This window comes from Paracidovorax citrulli (assembly GCF_900100305.1).
In the GTDB taxonomy this organism is placed as follows: domain Bacteria; phylum Pseudomonadota; class Gammaproteobacteria; order Burkholderiales; family Burkholderiaceae_C; genus Paracidovorax; species Paracidovorax citrulli.
Genome location: NZ_FNEY01000020.1, coordinates 79,256 through 96,884, shown reverse-complemented (window position 1 = coordinate 96,884; position 17,629 = coordinate 79,256). Strand labels below are relative to the sequence as shown.

General features: G+C 67.4%; 19 protein-coding genes. 7 read left to right on the top strand and 12 right to left on the bottom strand.

The genetic code is table 11. The features are described 5' to 3' along the window. The coding region (locus BLR99_RS14465) for a leucine zipper domain-containing protein (protein ID WP_139160165.1) at positions 1 to 244 on the bottom strand (244 nt) is incomplete at its 3' end. A 292-nt stretch (positions 245 to 536) separates the two neighbouring features. On the opposite strand from BLR99_RS14465, the gene pyrB reads away from it, so the two are divergent. The 5 genes from pyrB (at position 537) to BLR99_RS14440 (ending at position 5,508) form a co-directional block, all read left to right on the top strand. Next, a complete protein-coding gene (pyrB, locus tag BLR99_RS14460) occupies positions 537 to 1,520 on the top strand; it encodes an aspartate carbamoyltransferase (RefSeq protein WP_017438209.1) in 984 nt (327 codons plus the stop codon). Next, on the top strand, positions 1,514 to 2,278 hold the full coding sequence (locus BLR99_RS14455; protein ID WP_017438208.1) for a sulfite exporter TauE/SafE family protein: 765 nt from the start codon (positions 1,514 to 1,516) through the stop codon (positions 2,276 to 2,278). Before pyrB ends, BLR99_RS14455 begins: the two co-directional genes overlap by 7 nt. Before the next feature lie 186 nt (positions 2,279 to 2,464). After that, complete coding sequence (locus BLR99_RS14450) at positions 2,465 to 3,427, top strand: tripartite tricarboxylate transporter substrate binding protein BugE (protein ID WP_011794455.1); 963 nt, start codon at positions 2,465 to 2,467, stop codon at positions 3,425 to 3,427. 65 nt (positions 3,428 to 3,492) lie between these two features. Then, positions 3,493 to 4,404, top strand: coding sequence for a site-specific tyrosine recombinase XerD (gene xerD, locus BLR99_RS14445; protein WP_017438207.1), 912 nt, complete (start codon positions 3,493 to 3,495; stop codon positions 4,402 to 4,404). A gap of 93 nt (positions 4,405 to 4,497) precedes the next feature. After that, positions 4,498 to 5,508 carry a Bug family tripartite tricarboxylate transporter substrate binding protein gene (locus BLR99_RS14440; RefSeq protein WP_017438206.1) on the top strand — a complete coding sequence of 337 codons (1,011 nt, stop codon included), beginning with the start codon at positions 4,498 to 4,500 and terminating at the stop codon, positions 5,506 to 5,508. A gap of 127 nt (positions 5,509 to 5,635) precedes the next feature. Here the strand turns inward: BLR99_RS14440 and BLR99_RS14435 are convergent, their stop codons facing one another. The 3 genes from BLR99_RS14435 to BLR99_RS14425 all read right to left on the bottom strand — a co-directional run bounded on the left by BLR99_RS14435 (position 5,636) and on the right by BLR99_RS14425 (position 9,226). Then, positions 5,636 to 6,925 carry an EAL and HDOD domain-containing protein gene (locus BLR99_RS14435; RefSeq protein ID WP_017438205.1) on the bottom strand — a complete coding sequence of 430 codons (1,290 nt, stop codon included), beginning with the start codon at positions 6,923 to 6,925 and terminating at the stop codon, positions 5,636 to 5,638. Positions 6,926 to 7,077: 152 nt separating this feature from the next. After that, positions 7,078 to 8,316 carry an EAL and HDOD domain-containing protein gene (locus BLR99_RS14430; protein WP_170838051.1) on the bottom strand — a complete coding sequence of 413 codons (1,239 nt, stop codon included), beginning with the start codon at positions 8,314 to 8,316 and terminating at the stop codon, positions 7,078 to 7,080. A gap of 109 nt (positions 8,317 to 8,425) precedes the next feature. Then, on the bottom strand, positions 8,426 to 9,226 hold the full coding sequence (locus tag BLR99_RS14425) for a ferritin-like domain-containing protein (protein WP_074687302.1): 801 nt from the start codon (positions 9,224 to 9,226) through the stop codon (positions 8,426 to 8,428). 74 nt (positions 9,227 to 9,300) lie between these two features. On the opposite strand from BLR99_RS14425, the gene BLR99_RS14420 reads away from it, so the two are divergent. Together BLR99_RS14420 and hslO are read left to right on the top strand one after the other, a co-directional pair. Continuing rightward, positions 9,301 to 9,825 (top strand): gamma carbonic anhydrase family protein, encoded by a 525-nt coding sequence (locus tag BLR99_RS14420; RefSeq protein ID WP_011794461.1) that lies wholly within the window; start codon positions 9,301 to 9,303, stop codon positions 9,823 to 9,825. Between the two features lie 31 nt (positions 9,826 to 9,856). Then, positions 9,857 to 10,867, top strand: a complete 1,011-nt coding sequence (gene hslO / locus BLR99_RS14415) for an Hsp33 family molecular chaperone HslO (RefSeq protein ID WP_011794462.1) — start codon at positions 9,857 to 9,859, stop codon at positions 10,865 to 10,867. 18 nt (positions 10,868 to 10,885) lie between these two features. Here hslO and BLR99_RS14410 read toward each other — a convergent pair whose 3' ends face one another. The 8 genes from BLR99_RS14410 to pyrG all read right to left on the bottom strand — a co-directional run bounded on the left by BLR99_RS14410 (position 10,886) and on the right by pyrG (position 17,573). After that, positions 10,886 to 11,398 carry a hypothetical protein gene (locus BLR99_RS14410; protein WP_074687300.1) on the bottom strand — a complete coding sequence of 171 codons (513 nt, stop codon included), beginning with the start codon at positions 11,396 to 11,398 and terminating at the stop codon, positions 10,886 to 10,888. Between the two features lie 70 nt (positions 11,399 to 11,468). Continuing rightward, positions 11,469 to 11,747, bottom strand: coding sequence for a septum formation initiator family protein (locus BLR99_RS14405; protein ID WP_011794464.1), 279 nt, complete (start codon positions 11,745 to 11,747; stop codon positions 11,469 to 11,471). A gap of 70 nt (positions 11,748 to 11,817) precedes the next feature. Next, complete coding sequence (gene eno, locus BLR99_RS14400) at positions 11,818 to 13,104, bottom strand: phosphopyruvate hydratase (protein ID WP_011794465.1); 1,287 nt, start codon at positions 13,102 to 13,104, stop codon at positions 11,818 to 11,820. 96 nt (positions 13,105 to 13,200) lie between these two features. Beyond that, a complete protein-coding gene (locus tag BLR99_RS14395) occupies positions 13,201 to 13,692 on the bottom strand; it encodes a hypothetical protein (protein WP_074687298.1) in 492 nt (163 codons plus the stop codon). 5 nt (positions 13,693 to 13,697) lie between these two features. Continuing rightward, the gene (locus tag BLR99_RS14390; RefSeq protein ID WP_011794467.1) at positions 13,698 to 14,531 is read right to left on the bottom strand and encodes a hypothetical protein; all 834 of its coding nucleotides are present in this window, start codon (positions 14,529 to 14,531) and stop codon (positions 13,698 to 13,700) included. Between the two features lie 173 nt (positions 14,532 to 14,704). Beyond that, the gene (locus BLR99_RS14385; protein ID WP_011794468.1) at positions 14,705 to 14,995 is read right to left on the bottom strand and encodes a DUF1330 domain-containing protein; all 291 of its coding nucleotides are present in this window, start codon (positions 14,993 to 14,995) and stop codon (positions 14,705 to 14,707) included. Positions 14,996 to 15,003: 8 nt separating this feature from the next. Continuing rightward, positions 15,004 to 15,861, bottom strand: a complete 858-nt coding sequence (kdsA, locus tag BLR99_RS14380; RefSeq protein WP_011794469.1) for a 3-deoxy-8-phosphooctulonate synthase — start codon at positions 15,859 to 15,861, stop codon at positions 15,004 to 15,006. Positions 15,862 to 15,893: 32 nt separating this feature from the next. Further along, positions 15,894 to 17,573 (bottom strand): CTP synthase, encoded by a 1,680-nt coding sequence (pyrG, locus tag BLR99_RS14375; protein ID WP_011794470.1) that lies wholly within the window; start codon positions 17,571 to 17,573, stop codon positions 15,894 to 15,896. Between the last annotated feature and the right edge of the window lie 56 nt (positions 17,574 to 17,629).

Sequence of the window (17,629 nt, the reverse complement as noted above, 5' to 3'; positions counted from 1 at the left end):
GCTGTTCGAACAGCTGGACCTGCTCGGGTGGGCAGGCCTGGGGGCTGCGGTGCGGGCGGGAGCTGCGGTCGAGCAAGCCATCGGGGCCTTCGTTGCGAAAGCGGGCCATCCACTTGTAGCCGGTGCGCAGGCTCACGCCTGCGGCTTCGCTGGCTTGGCGCATCGTCCAGTTCTGCTGGAGCACTCTGTCGACCAGAAGGGCTCGACCTGCGCGGGTCAATCGCGCATGCTTATGACTGTTCATCCGGTGTCCTGTCCTGAGTTGCTGGGGCCTGGTAACCACAGCTTCCCAGGTCGGGCCTGGATGAACAACCTATTGAGACATCACATCTAGATCAATGGTTGTTTCCAAAATGATTTTTATGTTTCGTATAAGAAAGAAAAACTTCTCTTATGGAAGCCTCGGAAAGAAGATTGAAGCAGAAAGTCAGCCCATCCGCACAACAAGATTGTTTCCAGTGTCGCAGTGCCATCGCCCCCAGCCCGCCGACGGGCCCACACGCATCCCACCCCACCGGGCCGGGCACAAGAACCTCGTGTCGATCGATGACTGGTCGCGAGGGGATATCGAGAACCTGCTGGACGTGACCGAGGACATCTGCCGCCATCCGGGCGAGTTCGCCTACAGCCTCGCCGGCTCGCTGGTCTGCACCGCGTTCTTCGAGCCCAGCACCCGTACGCGCCTGAGCTTCGAGGCGGCTGCGCACCGGCTGGGCGCGAAGGTGCTGAGCATGGGCGACATGCAGACCACCCGCATGGGGCTGGGGGAAAGCGCCTCCGACACCCTGCGCATGGCGGGCTACTATGCGGACCTGGTCGTGGCGCGGCATGCGCAGGACGGCATGGTGGAGCGCATGGCGCAGGCGCTGGACGTGCCCGTGGTGAACGCGGGCGAAGGCGTGCACCGCCATCCGACGCAGACCCTGATCGACCTCTTCACCATGCGCAAGCACTTCGGCACGCTGGACGGCCTGCGCGTGGGCATCTGCGGCGGGTTGCGCTATTCGCGGGCGGCCAAGTCGCTGCTGGCCGGGCTGCGTGCCTTCCGCGACGTGCGGGTGCACGTCGTGGATGCAGTGGGAGACGCCGATGAGGCCCAGCCCGTGCCGCTGGCGCAGGTGGTCGGCGCCGGCGCCCAGGAGCATGCATGCGTCGCCGACATGCTCGGCCAGGTGGATGTGCTCTACGTCGTGCGCGTGCAGCGCGAGCAGTTCCGCGACGCGGCCTCCCATGGGGCGCAGCTGGAGCGCTGCCGCGTGGATCGCCGGCTGCTGCAGTGCCTGCGGGGCGGCATGGTGGTGATGCATTGCCTGCCCCGTGGCGGCGAGCTCCCGGAAGACCTGGACGACACCCCCTTCAACCACTATTTCCGGCAGGCCGCCAACGGCGTGGCCGTGCGCATGGCGGTGCTCCAGCGCTACCTGGGGCGGTTCCGCCTGACCACGGCTGCCCTGATGGGCGACAGCCTGCACCTGGACATCGCGCCTCCGTCTTCCGCCACCAGGTCCGTCGCATGGTGATGCTCTTGAGCGCTGCCATCGCGGGCGTGGGAGGCATTGTCGGCATCGTCGCCGTCACCGTGGGCGGAGGCGTCACCCTCGGCGTGCCGCTGCTGCTGCTGCTGGGGCATCCCGCCGCCACCGCGATCGCCACCGTCAAGTTCGCGCTGATCGGTTCCTTCGCCACGGGGGCGCTGGTGCACCGCCGGGACCAGCGCTCCGAAGTCGCCGTGCCCTGGCTGCTCTGGCCGCTGTGCATAGTGGGCTCCGTGGCGGGTTCGCTGCTGGCCACGGGCATGGACGAGCGCCTGCTCAAGATCCTGGTGGTCGTGCTCATGGCCGTGGTCCTGTGGATCACCTACCGCACGGACCTGTCTTCCCGGGAGGCGGCTGCGGCGCAGGGCGGTCCGCGCATGTCGGCCGGGGGCGTGGCCACCGTGTTCGCGCTGTGCGTCTATTCCGGATTCTTCGGCGCGGGCTTCGGCACTTTCCTCATCTTCGCGCTCATGCATTTCTTCGGGCTCAACTTCGTGCAGAGCGCTTCGGTCATGACGCGCATCAACCTGCTGGTCGTCGGGGCCTCGGTGAGCACCTTCGCCAGCAAGGGCGTGATCGACTTTCAGCTGGGCATTCCCCTGCTGCTGGGGTGCGCCGTCGGAGGAATGATGGGTGCCTGGACCGCCAAGACGCTATCGCCGCCCCGCATGAAGGCGGTGTTTCTGGTGTTTTCCATGCTTCTGGGTTCCAAACTTCTCTGGGATGCCATGGTGCCTGTCTGAAACCGGGCAGTGCCCCGAGACTGTCGCGCTCGGCTCCCCGGAGGAGCGCGCCATCCACCACCGATGCGGCAAAGATCACGATGGTGAGGGTAATTCCTCACCAGGAGTGACGCTGCGTGCAACGATGCTCATGCCTTCCCCGTTCGTGGGGCTACATCGTTTTCATGCAGTTACAAAGGGATTGCCATGCATCGTCGAAATTGGTTCGGATTCGTGCTTCTTGCTGCCGCGGGCGGTGCCTGGGCCCAGGCCTATCCCTCCAAACCCATCCGTCTGGTCGTACCTTTCGCGCCGGGAGGCACCACCGACATCATCGCGCGTGTGATAGCAGACCCCTTGTCACGTGCGCTGGGGCAGCCGGTGGTGGTGGAAAACAAGGCCGGCGGCGGCGGCATCGTCGGCGCTTCCGAAACGGCCAAGGCGGTGCCGGACGGGTACTCGCTGGGCATCGCCACCGTGTCCACCACGGCCGCCAATCCCGCGATCAATCCGCGCACGCCCTACAACCCGCTGACGGATTTCACGCCGATCATCAATATCGCCGCCACGCCCAACATCATCGCGGTGAATCCCAATTTCCCGGCCAAGGACTACAAGGGTTTCGTCGCGGAAGTCAAGAAGGTTCCGGGCAAGTACTCTTATTCGTCCTCCGGCACCGGCGGGATCGGCCATCTGCAGATGGAGCTCTACAAGAGCCTGACGCAGATCTTCGTCACGCACATCCCCTACCGCGGCGCAGGGCCGGCACTGAACGATACCGTGGCCGGCCAGGTGCCGATCATCTTCGACAATCTCCCATCCACGCTGCCCTTCATCAAGGAGAACCGCCTAGTGCCCATCGTCGTGGCCGCGCCGCAACGCGTCGCCGCGCTGCCGAATGTCCCGACCTTCAAGGAGATCGGGCTGGAGCCGGTGAACCGCATGGCGTACTACGGCATCCTCGGCCCGAAGGGCCTGCCGCGGGACGTGGTGGACAAGGTCAATGCGGGCGTGCGCAAGGCGCTGGAGGATCCGGCCGTGCGCAAGCGCATCGAGGACACGGGTTCGCTGATCGTCGGCAACACGCCCGATCAGTTCGCCGAGCAGATCAAGGCGGAGTTCGATGTTTACAAGGCGGTGGTGCAGAAGCAGAAGCTTTCGCTCGAGTGACCTGCCGCCCGGCCGTCCGGGCGGGCGGCATCAGGATCCGGGGACGCGTGTTAACTTCGCGCCCCATGACCCTTTCGCCCGGCAGCCAGGCTGCCATCGACGCGTTCGTTGACACCCTCTGGCTCGAAGACGGCCTCTCGCGCAATACGCTGGCGGCCTACCGCCGCGACCTCGCGCTCTATGCGCAATGGCTCGGGGAGCATGTGCCCGATACCGCGGGCATGCTCGACGCCACAATGGAACACCACCTGCAGGCCTATTTCGCGGCGCGCCACGCCCAGACGCGCGCCACGTCGGCCAACCGCCGGCTTACGGTGCTGCGGCGGTATTTCCAGTGGGCCCTGCGGGAGCGCCGCATCGCCATCGATCCTACCGTGCGCCTGCAGGCGGCGCGGCAGCCGATGCGCGTGCCCAAGACCCTCTCGGCCGCGCAGGTGGAAGCGCTCCTCCAGTCCCCCGACACGTCCACGGCCCTGGGCCTGCGCGACCGCGCGATGCTGGAGCTCATGTACGCCAGCGGCCTGCGCGTGACCGAACTCGTCACCTTGAAGACCTACCACGCCGGCCTGGCCGAGGGCGTGCTGCGGGTGATGGGCAAGGGCAGCAAGGAGCGCCTCGTGCCCTTCGGGGAAGTCGCTGCGCAATGGCTGCAGCGGTACCTGGACCATGCCCGGGCGGACATTCTGGCAGGACAGCGGACCGACGACCTGTTCGTGACCCGGCGCGGCGCCGGCATGACGCGTGCCATGTTCTGGGTGGTCGTGAAAAAGCATGCGCAATCGGCCGGGATCCACGTGCCCCTGTCGCCGCACACGCTGCGCCATGCCTTCGCCACGCACCTGCTCAACCACGGCGCGGACCTGCGGGTCGTGCAACTGCTGCTGGGCCATGCGGACATCTCCACCACGACGATCTACACCCATGTGGCGCGGGAGCGGCTCAAGGCGCTGCATGCCCAGCACCACCCGAGGGGCTGAAGGCCGGTCCGCGCCTGGCGGGCGCGCACAATCGCCGCTGCATTCCGCATCCTTTCCCGGGTTTTTCCCGTGTTTCCTGAAACGGTGGTTCCGATGATCGATTCGTTGTCGCGCAGGCGCGCGCTCCTTTTATGTGCCTCGGCCCCGCTGGCCGCTGCTGGCATGGCCCCGGCGCATGCGCTGGCGCAGGGCTCCGTGGCGGACTGGCCGGGCTCCCGTCCCATCCGCATCATCGTGGCCTATCCGGCCGGCGGTGTGAGCGACGTCATGGCGCGGGCACTCGGAGACCGGCTCTCGGCGCAACTGGGCACGCCCGTCATCGTGGACAACAAGGCAGGGGCGGGCGGCGCCATCGCCATGGATGCGGTCGCCAAGGCCCCGGCGGACGGCCATACGCTGGGCTTTTCGTCGATCAGTCCGCTGGTGCTGAGTCCGCACCTGGGCCGGTTGCCGTTCGACCCCGTGCGCGACATCGCCCCCGTGGCCAGCGTGATGGTGTCGCCGGTGCTGCTGCTGGCCACGGCCGCCTGCACCGCCCGGGATTTCCCCGCATTGGTCGCACAGGCCAAGGCCCGGCCGGGGGAGGTACGCTGGGCGACTTCGGGGCAGGCGTCCTTGGGGCACATCATGCTCGAGCAGATCATGCAGGCCTCGGGCGCGAAGATCACGCACGTTCCCTACAAGGGCGGCGGCCAGCAGCTCAACGATGCGTTGAGCGGCCAGTTCGAGATTCTCTCCACCAACGCGGGGCCGGCGGTCGCCCAGCACATCCAGGGCGGCAAGCTGCGCGCTCTCGCCGTGGGGGCCCCGCAGCGAGTGGATGGCCTGCCGGCCATACCCACCCTGGCCGAGCTCGGGATGCCGGCGGCCAACCTGAGTTCGCAGTTCGGCATCTTCGCGCCGGGCAAGACACCGGCAGTGATCCTGGAGCGGCTCAACGCCGAGATCAACAAGGCCCTGGCATGGCCGGAACTGCGCGCGAAGCTGGTGTCCACGGGCAATGTGCCGATGGGCGGCGCGTCCGCGGATTTCGCGCGGGAGATCGCCCGGGAGTCCCAGGGCAATGCCGCCATCATCCGCGCGGCCCGCATCCAGCTCGACTGAGAGCGGCTGACACGACCTTTCTGGCGTCGCTGCCGCATCTTGTCGTACTACGTGTACTGCCTGCGACGCGGCGCCTCGCCGCAACCGCTTCGCTGGGTCGCGATGGCCGCTCCAGGACCGCGGCGGGTCAGCCTTCGCCCAGGCTTTCGGCCCAGGTCAGGGCCTGCAGGTGGGCCCAGTTGACCTGACGGTTCGAGAGGTGCAGCGCCTCGGCGGCCTTGGCGAACGCCACTTCGTCACCGCTTTCGCAGGCCTTGGTGAGGTCGAGGAACGGCGCGAACACGCCGGTGTTGTGCAGCAGCGCATCGATCACCGGCTGCGGCAGGGCCACCGATTCGAGGGCCTTTTCCAGCGGCACGCCGAGCATGGTGTCCAGCAGCGAGAACACGCCCACCACGAAGGCGTTGTCGCACTCTTCGGGCGGCAGCAGTTCGGCGGCCAGCAGTTCCATCAGGCGCCCGCGCACGACGGCCGTCTGGCCCACGGCCGGCGGCGAGCCGCCCGCGCGCGAAGTGGTCATCAGCAGCGCCGCCCAGCGGAAGAGCTTCTTGAGGCCGAGGATCATGACCGCATGCCGGAACGAGGTGATCTCGCAGGACAGTCCGAAGCCGGAGGAGTTGATGAAGCGCAGCAGGTTGAAGGACAGCGTGGGGTCCTTCTTGAGCAGGTCTTCGATTTCCGCGGTGCTCGCCTGTTTGCGCACCAGGTTGATGAGCTGGATGATCGTGGCCTGCGACGGCCGTATGGTCTGGGCCTTGACGAGTGCGGGCTTGGCGAACCAGAAACCCTGGAACAGCTTCACGCCCAGCGCGGCCATGCGCTCGTGCTGCTCGGCGGTTTCCACTTTCTCGGCGACCAGCGTGGCCTGGCTGTTGGCACGTGCGAACTTCACGAGCGGCTCGGCCAGTTCGGGACGGAAGGCCTGCATGTCGAGCTTCACGAAAGCGGCCATCCGCAGCCAGCTGCCGTAGTTGCGGCGCAGCACGTTCTGGTTGAAGGCGAGGCGAAAGCCCCGGGCCCGCAGCCCTTCGAGGGTGGACAGGCGGCCTTCGATCTCCTCCACGCCGGCCGTGTCCGGCAGCGTGGGAACCTCCAGCACGACCTTCTCGGGATGGATGAGCTCCAGGTGGCCGCCCGCGAGGCTCTCATGGGTGCAGTTGATGAACACCGTCTTCTTGCCCACCAGGGCCTCGGTGCCCGCGTATGAGAGCGCATTGAAGAGCAGGGCGGCATCGCTGGCGGCCGTGTGCGCGTCGGAGGCGGTGGAGCGGTCGAAGAGCTCGTAGCCGAAGACGGCGCGGTGCTCGTCCACGATGGCCTGGCGCGCGATGATGGCGAGGTTGGCCTCGTCCATCGCCGCGCCTTCCTGGGGCTGGGTGGACTCGAAAGCGGGTGCGTTTTCGTTATTGCTCGACATGGGCGTGAGGAGAATGGATGACCGGGCGGGTGGGCCCTTGGCAGGTCGCCACCTTACCATCAAGGAAAGCGCCTGCAAGCCTGCTTCCGGCCGGCCGGCATGCGCGAGGGCATGGGCGGAACGGCATGGCGCGCTGGCGCGGGGGCATCGGCTCAGTCCGCCATCTGGTCGGCCCAGGCCAGGGCCTGCAGGTGGGCCCAGTTGATCTGCTGGCTGGTGAGGTGCAGCGTGGTGGCCGCCTGGTCGAAGAGGGCGTCGTCGCTCGACTCGCAGGCTTCGGCGAGGCGCAGCAACTCTCCGAGGACGCCTTCGCGGCGCAGCAGGGCGGCGGCCACGGAGTCGGGCACGTGCAGCAACCCGACAGCAGACTCCATCGGCATGCTGAGCATCACGTCCAGCATCGAGAAGATGCCCACGACGAAGGCCTGGTCTGCGTCTTCCTGGGACAGCGTTTCCTGGGCGATCAGTTCCATCAGCCGCCCGCGGACCACGGCCGTGTGGCCCACGGCCGCGGGTATGCCGCCGATCCGCGACGCGGTCAGCAGCAGCGCGGCCCAGCGGAAGAGCTTCTTCAGGCCCATCAGCATGACCGCCTGGCGGAACGAGGTGATTTCGCGGGTCAGGCCGAAGCCGGACGAATTGATGAGCCGCATCAGGTTGAAGGCCAGGCCCGCGTCCTTCTTGAGGACTTCCTCGATCTCGTCGGTGCTGGCCTGCTGCCGCACGAGGTTGATCAGGTGGAGGATGTTGGTCTGCGACGGAGTGAGCAGCTTGGCCTCGACCACCGAGGGGCGCGAGAACCAGAAACCCTGGAAGAGCTGCACGCCCATGCCGGACGCCATGTCGTACTGCTGCGCGGTTTCCACCTTTTCCGCGATGAGTTCGGCGCGCGAGTGACGTCCGGCGTACTTGACGAGCACCGCGAGCTGTTCGGGCGCCAGCAGGGAAAGGTCGAGCTTGATGTAGTCGGCCAGCGGCAGCCAGGGAGCGTAGGCGGATTCCAGCACGGTGTGGTTGAACGCCAGGTGGAACCCCCGCTCGCGCAGCGCCTGCAGGATCGGCAGGCGGGTGCCGACCTCGGCGGCGGCCGCATGGCCGAGCGGCGGGATCTCCAGCACCACCTTGTCCGGGTCCACCAGTTCGAGGTGGCCGCCCGCCAGGCTTTCGTGCGTGCAATTGACGAAGATGAGCTTCTTGCCCACCAGCTCTTCGGTGCCTGCGTGCGACAGGGCCGTGAAGACGAGGAAGACGTCGGTGGCCGCGGTGTGCGCCACGCCCGCGCGCGACCGGTTGAACAGCTCGTAGCCGATCACGGAGTGCTGGCCGTTGACGATCGCCTGCCGGGCGATCATGGCGCCCGGCGCGGTGCCGGCCGGTCCCTGGGGGGTCATGGTGGGTGGGTTGGGATGCATGCCGGATGCGTGGACGAAAGCCGCCCCGCGGCGTGCGGTGCGGGCTGGGTCATTGTAGAAAATTCCCCGTGTCCCCGGTTGCTCTCCGTCATTCGGATTGCAGCCAGAGCAACTCGGCTTCGCTGAAGCCCGCCTGGCGGCGTGCGGCCTCGTTGAACGGGGGTTTCAGGCGCGGAGCCTCGTAGCGCCGCACCAGTTCGCCGTAGTGGCTTTCCGGGTCGAGCCCTTCGCGACCGCACAGCCAGCGGTACCAGTGGTTGCCGATGGCCACGTGGCCGACTTCCTCGCGCAGTATGACGTCGAGGATGGCGACGGCCGCCAGTGCGTCGGACGTGCCCACCTGCGTGAGCTTGCGCTGGATCAGCGGGGTGGCATCCAGCCCGCGCGCTTCCAGCGTGCGGGGGACCAGCGCCATGCGTGCCACGATGTCGTGCGCGGTCTTCTCGCACATGGTCCACAAGCCCTGGTGGGCGGGAAAGTCGCCGTAGTCGTGGCCCATGTCCCGCAGGTGGGCGCGCAGCATCCGGAAGTGGGAGGCCTCCTCGGCGGCCACGCTCAGCCAGTCGCGGTAGTAGTCCGGCGGCATGCCGGAAAAGCGCCAGACGGCGTCGAGCGCCAGGTTGATCGCGTTGAATTCGATGTGGGCGATGGCGTGCAGCAGCACGGCCCGGCCGAGCGGCGTGGCGGGCGAGCGCCGGGCGACTTCCGTGTGGTGCCGCAATTCAGGCCGGGCGGGGCGGCCGGGCAGGCCGTCCGGTGCCGGAGGGGCGGGGGCGCGCGGGTCCAGGGAGTGGCCCGCGGCCGAGGCGTGCAGCTCCAGCGCCCGGGCCGCCTTGTCCTCGGGATCGGTCAGGCACAGAACCTGCAGGGCACGGTGTCGAAGCTCCATACCTACAATTCTAGGTTCCCGCCCCCACATGGAAGACCTGGGGCGGCGCATGACGATGCACAGGAGACGAAACGATGGCGCTCTACGAACTCGACGGCATTTCTCCCCGCGTGGCCGATTCGGCCTGGGTGGCGGGCAGCGCGGAGGTGATGGGCAACGTGGTGCTCGGCGAGGACGCCAGCATCTGGTTCGGCGCGGTGCTGCGCGGCGACAACGAGACGCTCACCATCGGCGCGGGCAGCAACGTGCAGGATGGCAGCGTGCTCCATTCCGACTTCGGCCAGCCGCTGACGCTGGGCGAACGCGTGACGGTGGGCCACAAGGTCGTGCTGCATGGCTGCACCGTGGGCGACGAGTCGCTCATCGGCATCGGGGCCGTGGTGCTCAATGGTGCGAAGATCGGCCGCAACTGCCTCGTCGGCGCGGGCGCGCTGGTCACGGAAGGCAAGGAATTCCCGGACGGCTCGATGATATTGGGCAGCCCGGCCAAGGCCGTGAGGCAGCTCACGCCGGAACAGATCGAAGGCCTGCGCAAGAGCGCACAGGTCTATATCGCGAATGCCCGGCGTTTCCGGGCGGGCCTGCACCGCACGGGTTGAACCCCGGCGTCCACGGCCCATTTGACAGCAGATGCAGAAAGACTCCAGGGTGTCAGAACTCCACAAGTTCCTCTTCGATGGCCTGCCGGTGCGCGGCATGATCGTCCGGCTCACGGACGCCTGGACCGAGATCCTCGCGCGCCGCTCCGGCAACAGCGCCACGGGCGCCTACCCGCCCGAAGTGCGCGAACTGCTGGGCGAGATGGCGGCGGCCGGCGTGCTCATGCAGTCCAACATCAAGTTCAACGGCGCCCTGGTGCTGCAGGTCTTCGGCGACGGCCCGGTCAAGCTGGCCGTGGCCGAGGTGCAATCCGACCTCGGGCTGCGCGCCACCGCGTCCATCCAGGGCGAGGTGCCGGTGGGCGCGCGGCTGTCCGACATGGTGAACGCCGGAGGCGGCGGGCGCTGCGCGATCACGCTCGACCCGAAGGACCGGCTGCCGGGCCAGCAGCCGTACCAGGGCGTGGTGCCGCTGCATGGCGACCGGCACGAGAAGCTGGAAAAACTCAGCGACGTGCTGCAGCACTACATGCTGCAGTCCGAGCAGCTCGACACCACGCTGGTGCTCGCGGCGGACGACAAGGTGGCGGCCGGGCTGCTGATCCAGCGCATGCCCATCAAGGGCGAGGGCAACCTGGCCGGCACGGAACTGAGCCACAGCGAGAACGAGGACCAGATCGGCCGCAACGAGGACTACAACCGCATCGCCACGCTGGCGGCGAGCCTCACGCGCGAGGAACTGCTGTCGCTGGACGTGGACACTGTTCTGCGCCGCCTCTTCTGGGAGGAAAAGCTGCTGCGCTTCGTGCCGAAGGAGGGTGTGGACGGCCCGCGCTTCGCCTGCACCTGCAGCCGGGACCGCGTCAGCTCCATGCTCCGCAGCCTGGGGCCGGAAGAGGCCGAGAGCATCCTCGCCGAGCGCGGGGAAATCGAGGTGGCCTGCGAATACTGCGGCCAGCAATACCGCTTCGACGCGGTGGACGCCGCACAGATCTTCACCAGCGCAGCGGAACTGGCCCCGGGGACGAAGGCGGTTCAGTAAGGGCGCCGCGGGGGCCGCTCAGTCCGCAGCCGTCGGGGTGAGCAGCCGCTGGAACAGCCGGTGCTCGCATTCCGGGTCGCTGCATTTCTCGCACGACCATGCGAGCGCGGGCCGTGCGGCGCCCCGAGACTGGAGGCGTTCCGGCGTGGCAGCGCCTGCCAACATGAGCGCGTGCCGCAACCGCGCATCGGCATTGCCGTAGAACACGTGGTGGCCCCAGCCCAGGGCCTGCAGCAGGCTCCGCAGGGCCGCGTCATGGCCTTCCTGGCGAAGGGCTTCGCCGGGAGGCAGCATATCCAGCCCCATCAGCCAGGCCTGCGTGCAGCCGCTCTCGCGCAGTGTCCGCAAGGCCCCTGGGGCGTCGCCGGGATCCGGCTCCACCAGCACGAGGCGCGCGCGCGCGGCCGGCCAGGCCGCATGCTCCCGCACTGCGGTCACCAGCGCCGCGGCGCCCGCGCCCGGCGCGCCCAGCACGGCGATGCGCGCGGCGGGCGATGCCGCAGGCGCAGGCGTGGGGGCAGGTGCGGGCATGTCGATGGCGGGACGGGACGGAAGGGCCGGGCCGCAGGCCAGGCGGGCAGATGGGGTCGGCGGGCGGCGTTCAGCGAGGCGCCACGTGCACGTAGATCTCGTTGGGCTTGACCATGCCCAGTTCGCTGCGCGCCTTCTCCTCGACCATGTCGAGGCCGTCGCGCAGGTCGCTCACTTCCGACGCCAGCCGCTCGTTCTCCAGGCGGGCCCGGTCGTTGGCCTGCTTCTGCGCGGCGATCTTTTCCTTCATCTCCTGCACGTGCCCGATGCTGCCGCGGCCCGTCCAGAGCTGCGTCTGGACGGACACGAGCAGGAGCAGCAGCACCAGGGGGACGATACGGGGATTCATGGTGCGCAGGCGCCGCGGGAACGTGGATCGTAAGAGGGCGGGGCCGGTACGGGACCGGAGTTGGCCCGGCTCAGCGCAGGTTGTAGAACGCGGCGCGGCCGGGGTAGTGGGCGATGTCGCCCAGGTCTTCCTCGATGCGCAGCAGCTGGTTGTACTTGGCGATGCGGTCCGAGCGCGACAGAGAGCCGGTCTTGATCTGGCCGGCGTTGGTGCCCACGGCGATGTCGGCGATGGTGGAGTCTTCCGTCTCGCCCGAGCGGTGCGAGATCACTGCGGTGTAGCCCGCGCGCTTGGCCATCTCGATGGCGGCGAAGGTCTCGGTCAGCGTGCCGATCTGGTTGATCTTGATGAGGATCGAGTTGCCGATGTCCTTGTCGATGCCTTCCTTCAGGATCCTGGTGTTGGTGACGAACAGGTCGTCGCCCACCAGCTGCACGTTCTTGCCCAGGCGCTCGGTCAGGTGCTTCCAGCCGTCCCAGTCGCCCTCGGCCATGCCGTCCTCGATGGAGATGATGGGGTACTTGTCCACCCAGGTGGCCAGCATGTCGGTCCATTGCTGGGCCGTCAGGCGGATGCCGCCTTCGCCTTCCAGCACGTAGTGGCCGTCCTTGTAGAACTCGCTGGCGGCGCAGTCCAGGCCCAGGGCGATCTGCTCGCCGGCCGTGTAGCCGGCGGCATCGATGGCCTGCAGGATCAGCTGGATGGCGGCCTCGTGGTTCTCGACGCTGGGCGCGAAGCCGCCCTCGTCGCCCACGGCGGTGCTCATGCCCTTGTCGTTGATGATCTTCTTGAGGGCGTGGAACACTTCGGCGCCCCAGCGCACGGCCTCGCGGAAGCTCGGGGCGCCCACGGGGATGATCATGAACTCCTGCAGGTCCAGGCTGTTGTTGGCATGCGCGCCGCCGTTGATGACGTTCATCATCGGCACGGGCAGCTGCAGGCCGCCCATGCCGCCCAGGTAGCGGTACAGCGGCAGGCCGGACTCTTCGGCGGCGGCGCGGGCCACGGCCATGGAGACGGCCAGCATGGCGTTCGCGCCCAGGCGGCTCTTGTTGTCGGTACCGTCCAGGTCGATCAGCGTCTTGTCCAGGAAGGCCTGCTCGGAAGCGTCCAGGCCCAGCACGGCCTCGGAGATCTCGGTGTTGATGTGCTCGACGGCCTTCAGCACGCCCTTGCCCAGGTAGCGGCTCTTGTCGCCGTCGCGCAGTTCGATGGCTTCGCGGCTGCCGGTGGAGGCGCCGGAGGGCACGGCCGCGCGGCCCATCACGCCCGACTCCAGCAGCACGTCGCATTCGACGGTGGGGTTGCCGCGGCTGTCCAGCACTTCGCGGCCGACGATATCAACGATGGCACTCATTACAGGTTCTCCAGTTTTGAAAGATTATCGATGAGCGGCAGGCAGCGCCGTAGCATGGACTCTCCAATGCACCGTCTGCGTCCGCAAGGCGAGGGTTTATATAAAACGTGAGGGCGTGAGCAGGTACACCACGGTGCAGCCGATCAGCAACACCCCCATGGCCAGCGCTCCCGCTGCCAGGGCGGCCGTGGGCCATTGCGCGACGCGGGCAGCCAGGGCGCTGGGACGCAGCGCCATCCAGGGCGCGGCGAACAAGGCGGCCACCAGCACGAGCGTGCAGAACAGGCCGACCCGCTCGGCCGTCGTCAGCAGTGTGAAGCCGGAGACGATCGCCAGGAAAAAAACGACCAGCAGCCAGGAGGCGGCTTCGGCCACCTGAAGCCAGGGCGCACGCCCCGATGGCGCTGCCGGACGGCGCAGGTAGCGGTGGAAAAGGAACGCGCTGCACGCCAGAAGCACCGGCAGCGAAATGATGGCGAAGCCTGCGCCGAAACCGCCCAGCGCACCGATGCCGATGTAGATCAGGGGCGTCAGCAAGAGTCCCATGATGAGGGACGACATCGTGACCGCTGCAGCTTTGTGGATCATGGGTATCAATCCGTCGGGACTTCATACGTCTTGGTGGTCACGGCCCGCGTGACCAGGGGCCAGAATCCGAACTGGTGCTGCAATTGCCACCACGCGGTGATGCCGACGGCCGCGGTGGAAGACAGCATGGAGTCCGACTGGGCCCCGTATTCCTTCAGGTCGTCGTCGTCCAGGCCGAAGACGTCGTAGAAGATGAACTTCAGGGTGAGCCAGTACTTCTTCCTGGCACTGTCGTGCAGGTAGTGCGTGGCGACGACGTAGGCGTACTGCACGCCGTTGATCATCAGCCCCAGGCCATTGTCGAAGTCCCTCGTGGAAAAGACCTTGCTGCCCAGGTTCAACGCCGGCACTCCCAGGTTCTGCGGCATGTGCAGCTTCTGGATGTCCCATCCCGCATTCTTCAAGGCCTGGTGGATCCGCACCTGCCCCGGCGTCTTGTTCGGCGAATTGGGGGCGGACATCACCGCGTTGGAGAAGGCTTCGATGTTCGGGTGGTTGCCCACCGCCGTGTTGAGGTGGGCATCGTCGAAGTAGGCGACGCCTTTGTGGCGCTGGCTCAGGAATTCGTCGAACAGCCGCCGGGCCATGCCCGTCTTGTCACCACCGGCGAAGACTTTCAGCAGCTTGAGCATCCTGGATTTGAGATCGTTGACGTCGTCCCCCACGGACTGCCCCTGCGGTGCACGGGCACGGCAGCCCGAAGTGATGTCCTGTCCATAGCGCGGCGGACTCAGCAGCGGAATATGCGTGGTGTCCGGGAACGGATACTGCGGTGTGAGGTAGTTGTCTTTCGCGATCGCCAAGGCGAGGGGCTGCGGAAGCGGAAGGGGTTGCGACATGGAGGATCGAGCAGGAGGGGCTTCTTACAAGAAAGTCCAGGACGCGTGCAGCATTGCTGCATGCCTGCGGGACGGGGCCCCGGTCCGGGGTCTTGGGAACCTCGGCCAAGGCGGCACGGGCTTGCGCCGCTACAGCATGGCTGCAGCCGAGCCGGAGTCCGGGCCGGAAGGCCTCACACCCCTTCGACGCACACCATGCGCATGACGGCCGCGCCCAGGCGCGCGGCCTTCGCCTGCTGGTACTCGGCGGATTCGTAGAAGGCGCGGGCGGCCTCCATGGTGGGGAACTTCAGGACCACGGTGCGGCCCGGGTTCCAGTCGCCCTCCAGCACTTCCACGCGGCCACCGCGCACGCACACCTCGGCGCCGTGCACCTGCATGGCCTGCGTGCTGAGGCGGCGGTAGTCTTCGTACTGTTCGGGGTTGGTGACGGTGACGGACGCGATGATGTAGGCACTGCTCATGGGATGTCTCAAGCTCCGAAGTCGTTTTCGAGAAAGCCATTCCGCTTGGTGACGGAATCCAGGGCGACGAGGGTTTCCAGCAACGCCTTCATGTGCTTGAGCGGCACCGCGTTGGGCCCGTCCGAGAGGGCGTTGCAGGGATCGGGGTGCGTTTCCATGAAGAGGCCGGCCACGCCCACGGCCACGGCCGCGCGTGCCAGCACCGGCACCATCTCGCGCTGGCCGCCGCTGCTGGTGCCCTGGCCGCCCGGCAGCTGCACGCTGTGCGTGGCGTCGAACACCACGGGCGCGCCCGTCTCGCGCATGATGGCGAGGCCGCGCATGTCGGAGACGAGGTTGTTGTAGCCGAAGCTCGCGCCGCGCTCGCAGGCCATGAAGCTGTCTTCCGGCAGGCCCTTCTCGCGCGCGGCGGCGCGGGCCTTGTCGATGACGTTCTTCATGTCGTGGGGTGCGAGGAACTGGCCCTTCTTGATGTTGACCGGCTTGCCCGACTGCGCCACGGCGCGGATGAAGTCGGTCTGGCGGCACAGGAACGCGGGCGTCTGCAGCACGTCCACCACCTTCGCGGCCTCGGTGATGTCGTCCTCGGTGTGCACGTCGGTCAGCACGGGCACGTTCAGTTCGCGGCGGATCTTGGCCAGGATCTCCAGGCCCTTCTCGCGGCCGGGGCCGCGGAAGCTCGTGCCCGACGACCGGTTGGCCTTGTCGAAGCTGCTCTTGAAGATGAACGGGATGCCCAGCGCCGCCGTGGTTTCCTTCAGGCGGCCGGCCACGTCCATCTGCAGCTGCTCGGACTCGATGACGCAGGGACCCGCGATGAGGAAGAAGGGCCGGTCGAGGCCGACGTCGAAGCCGCAGAGTTTCATGGAAGGTGCCTTGGGGGGAAAGCGCCGACGCCTCAGGAGGCAGCGGCGGCGGGCAGGGTGGGCTGGCGGCTCTTCTGGTGGTCGATCGCCGCCTTGATGAAGGCGTTGAAGAGCGGATGGCCGTCCCACGGGGTGGACTTGAACTCGGGGTGGAACTGCACGCCGATGAACCACGGATGCACCTCGCGCGGCAGCTCGACGATCTCGGTGAGCTGCTCGCGCTGCGTGAGCGCGGAGATCACGAGGCCCGCCTTGCGGAGCCGGTCGAGGTAGTTCACGTTCGCCTCGTACCGGTGGCGGTGGCGCTCGGTGACGATGTTGCCGTAGATCTCGTGCGCCAGCGTGCCGGAGGCGACGTCGGAGCTCTGCGCGCCCAGGCGCATGGTGCCGCCCAGGTCGGAGGTTTCACTGCGCGTCTGGATGGTGCCGTCGGCGTCCTTCCATTCGGTGATCAGCGCGATCACGGGGTGCGGCGTGGCGGCGTCGAACTCGGTGCTGTTGGCGTTCGCCAGGCCCGCCACGTGGCGCGCGTATTCGATGGTGGCCACCTGCATGCCCAGGCAGATGCCGAGGTAGGGCACCCTCTGCTCGCGGGCGTAGCGCGCCGTGCAGATCTTGCCTTCCACGCCGCGCGCGCCGAAGCCGCCGGGCACCAGGATGGCGTCGTACTTGGCGAGCTTCTCGGCCGCATCGCCCGGTGCGATGGTCTCGGAATCGACGTGCTCGATCTTCACGCGCACGTGGTTCTTCATGCCGGCGTGGCGCAGTGCCTCGTTCACCGACTTGTAGCTGTCGGACAGATCGACGTACTTGCCCACCATGGCGATGGTGACCTCGCCCTGCGGATGTTCGGTCTCGTACACGAGCTGGTCCCAGCGCTTGAGGCTGGTGGGCGGCGTGTTCAGGCGCAGCTTGTCGCAGATCAGGCCGTCCAGGCCCTGCTCGTGCAGCATGCGGGGCACCTTGTAGATGGTGTCCACGTCCCACATGCTGATCACGCCCCACTCGGCCACGTTGGTGAACAGGGAGATCTTGCCGCGCTCCTCGTCGGGGATGCGGCGGTCTGCACGGCAGAGCAGGGCGTCGGGCTGGATGCCGATCTCGCGCAGCTTCTGCACCGTGTGCTGGGTGGGCTTGGTCTTGAGTTCACCGGCCGCCGCGATGTAGGGCAGGTAGGTGAGGTGAACGAACGCGGAATTGTTCGGCCCCATGCGCAGGCTCATCTGGCGCACGGCTTCGAGGAAGGGCAGGGATTCGATATCGCCCACCGTGCCGCCGATCTCGACGATGGCCACGTCCACCGCGTCGCCGGTGCCGATGCCCGCGCCGCGCTTGACGTATTCCTGGATCTCGTTGGTGACGTGCGGGATCACCTGCACCGTCTTGCCCAGGTAGTCGCCGCGGCGCTCCTTCTCCAGCACGGACTGGTAGATGCGGCCCGTGGTGAAGTTGTTGGTCTTCTTCATGCGCGTTTCGATGAAACGCTCATAGTGGCCGAGGTCGAGGTCGGTCTCGGCGCCGTCGTCGGTGACGAACACTTCGCCGTGCTGGAACGGGGACATGGTGCCCGGGTCCACGTTGATGTACGGGTCGAGCTTGATGAGGGTGACTTTGAGGCCGCGCGATTCGAGGATCGCAGCAAGGGAGGCTGAGGCGATTCCCTTGCCCAGGGAAGACACCACACCGCCGGTGACGAAGACAAATTTGGTCATGTCTTTTTATGGTGGTGGGAAATCGGGATTATAGAGGCCGGCCCATCCGCGCCCGG

Coding starts and splice junctions, on each gene's coding strand:
- BLR99_RS14455 (WP_017438208.1), top strand. CDS start 1,514: ATGGTGATGCTCTTGAGCGCTGCCATCGCGGGCGTGGGAGGCATTGTC.
- BLR99_RS14450 (WP_011794455.1), top strand. CDS start 2,465: ATGCATCGTCGAAATTGGTTCGGATTCGTGCTTCTTGCTGCCGCGGGC.
- xerD (WP_017438207.1), top strand. CDS start 3,493: ATGACCCTTTCGCCCGGCAGCCAGGCTGCCATCGACGCGTTCGTTGAC.
- BLR99_RS14440 (WP_017438206.1), top strand. CDS start 4,498: ATGATCGATTCGTTGTCGCGCAGGCGCGCGCTCCTTTTATGTGCCTCG.
- BLR99_RS14435 (WP_017438205.1), bottom strand. CDS start 6,925: ATGTCGAGCAATAACGAAAACGCACCCGCTTTCGAGTCCACCCAGCCC.
- BLR99_RS14430 (WP_170838051.1), bottom strand. CDS start 8,316: ATGACCCCCCAGGGACCGGCCGGCACCGCGCCGGGCGCCATGATCGCC.
- BLR99_RS14425 (WP_074687302.1), bottom strand. CDS start 9,226: ATGGAGCTTCGACACCGTGCCCTGCAGGTTCTGTGCCTGACCGATCCC.
- BLR99_RS14420 (WP_011794461.1), top strand. CDS start 9,301: ATGGCGCTCTACGAACTCGACGGCATTTCTCCCCGCGTGGCCGATTCG.
- hslO (WP_011794462.1), top strand. CDS start 9,857: ATGCAGAAAGACTCCAGGGTGTCAGAACTCCACAAGTTCCTCTTCGAT.
- BLR99_RS14410 (WP_074687300.1), bottom strand. CDS start 11,398: ATGCCCGCACCTGCCCCCACGCCTGCGCCTGCGGCATCGCCCGCCGCG.
- BLR99_RS14405 (WP_011794464.1), bottom strand. CDS start 11,747: ATGAATCCCCGTATCGTCCCCCTGGTGCTGCTGCTCCTGCTCGTGTCC.
- eno (WP_011794465.1), bottom strand. CDS start 13,104: ATGAGTGCCATCGTTGATATCGTCGGCCGCGAAGTGCTGGACAGCCGC.
- BLR99_RS14395 (WP_074687298.1), bottom strand. CDS start 13,692: ATGATCCACAAAGCTGCAGCGGTCACGATGTCGTCCCTCATCATGGGA.
- BLR99_RS14390 (WP_011794467.1), bottom strand. CDS start 14,531: ATGTCGCAACCCCTTCCGCTTCCGCAGCCCCTCGCCTTGGCGATCGCG.
- BLR99_RS14385 (WP_011794468.1), bottom strand. CDS start 14,995: ATGAGCAGTGCCTACATCATCGCGTCCGTCACCGTCACCAACCCCGAA.
- kdsA (WP_011794469.1), bottom strand. CDS start 15,861: ATGAAACTCTGCGGCTTCGACGTCGGCCTCGACCGGCCCTTCTTCCTC.
- pyrG (WP_011794470.1), bottom strand. CDS start 17,573: ATGACCAAATTTGTCTTCGTCACCGGCGGTGTGGTGTCTTCCCTGGGC.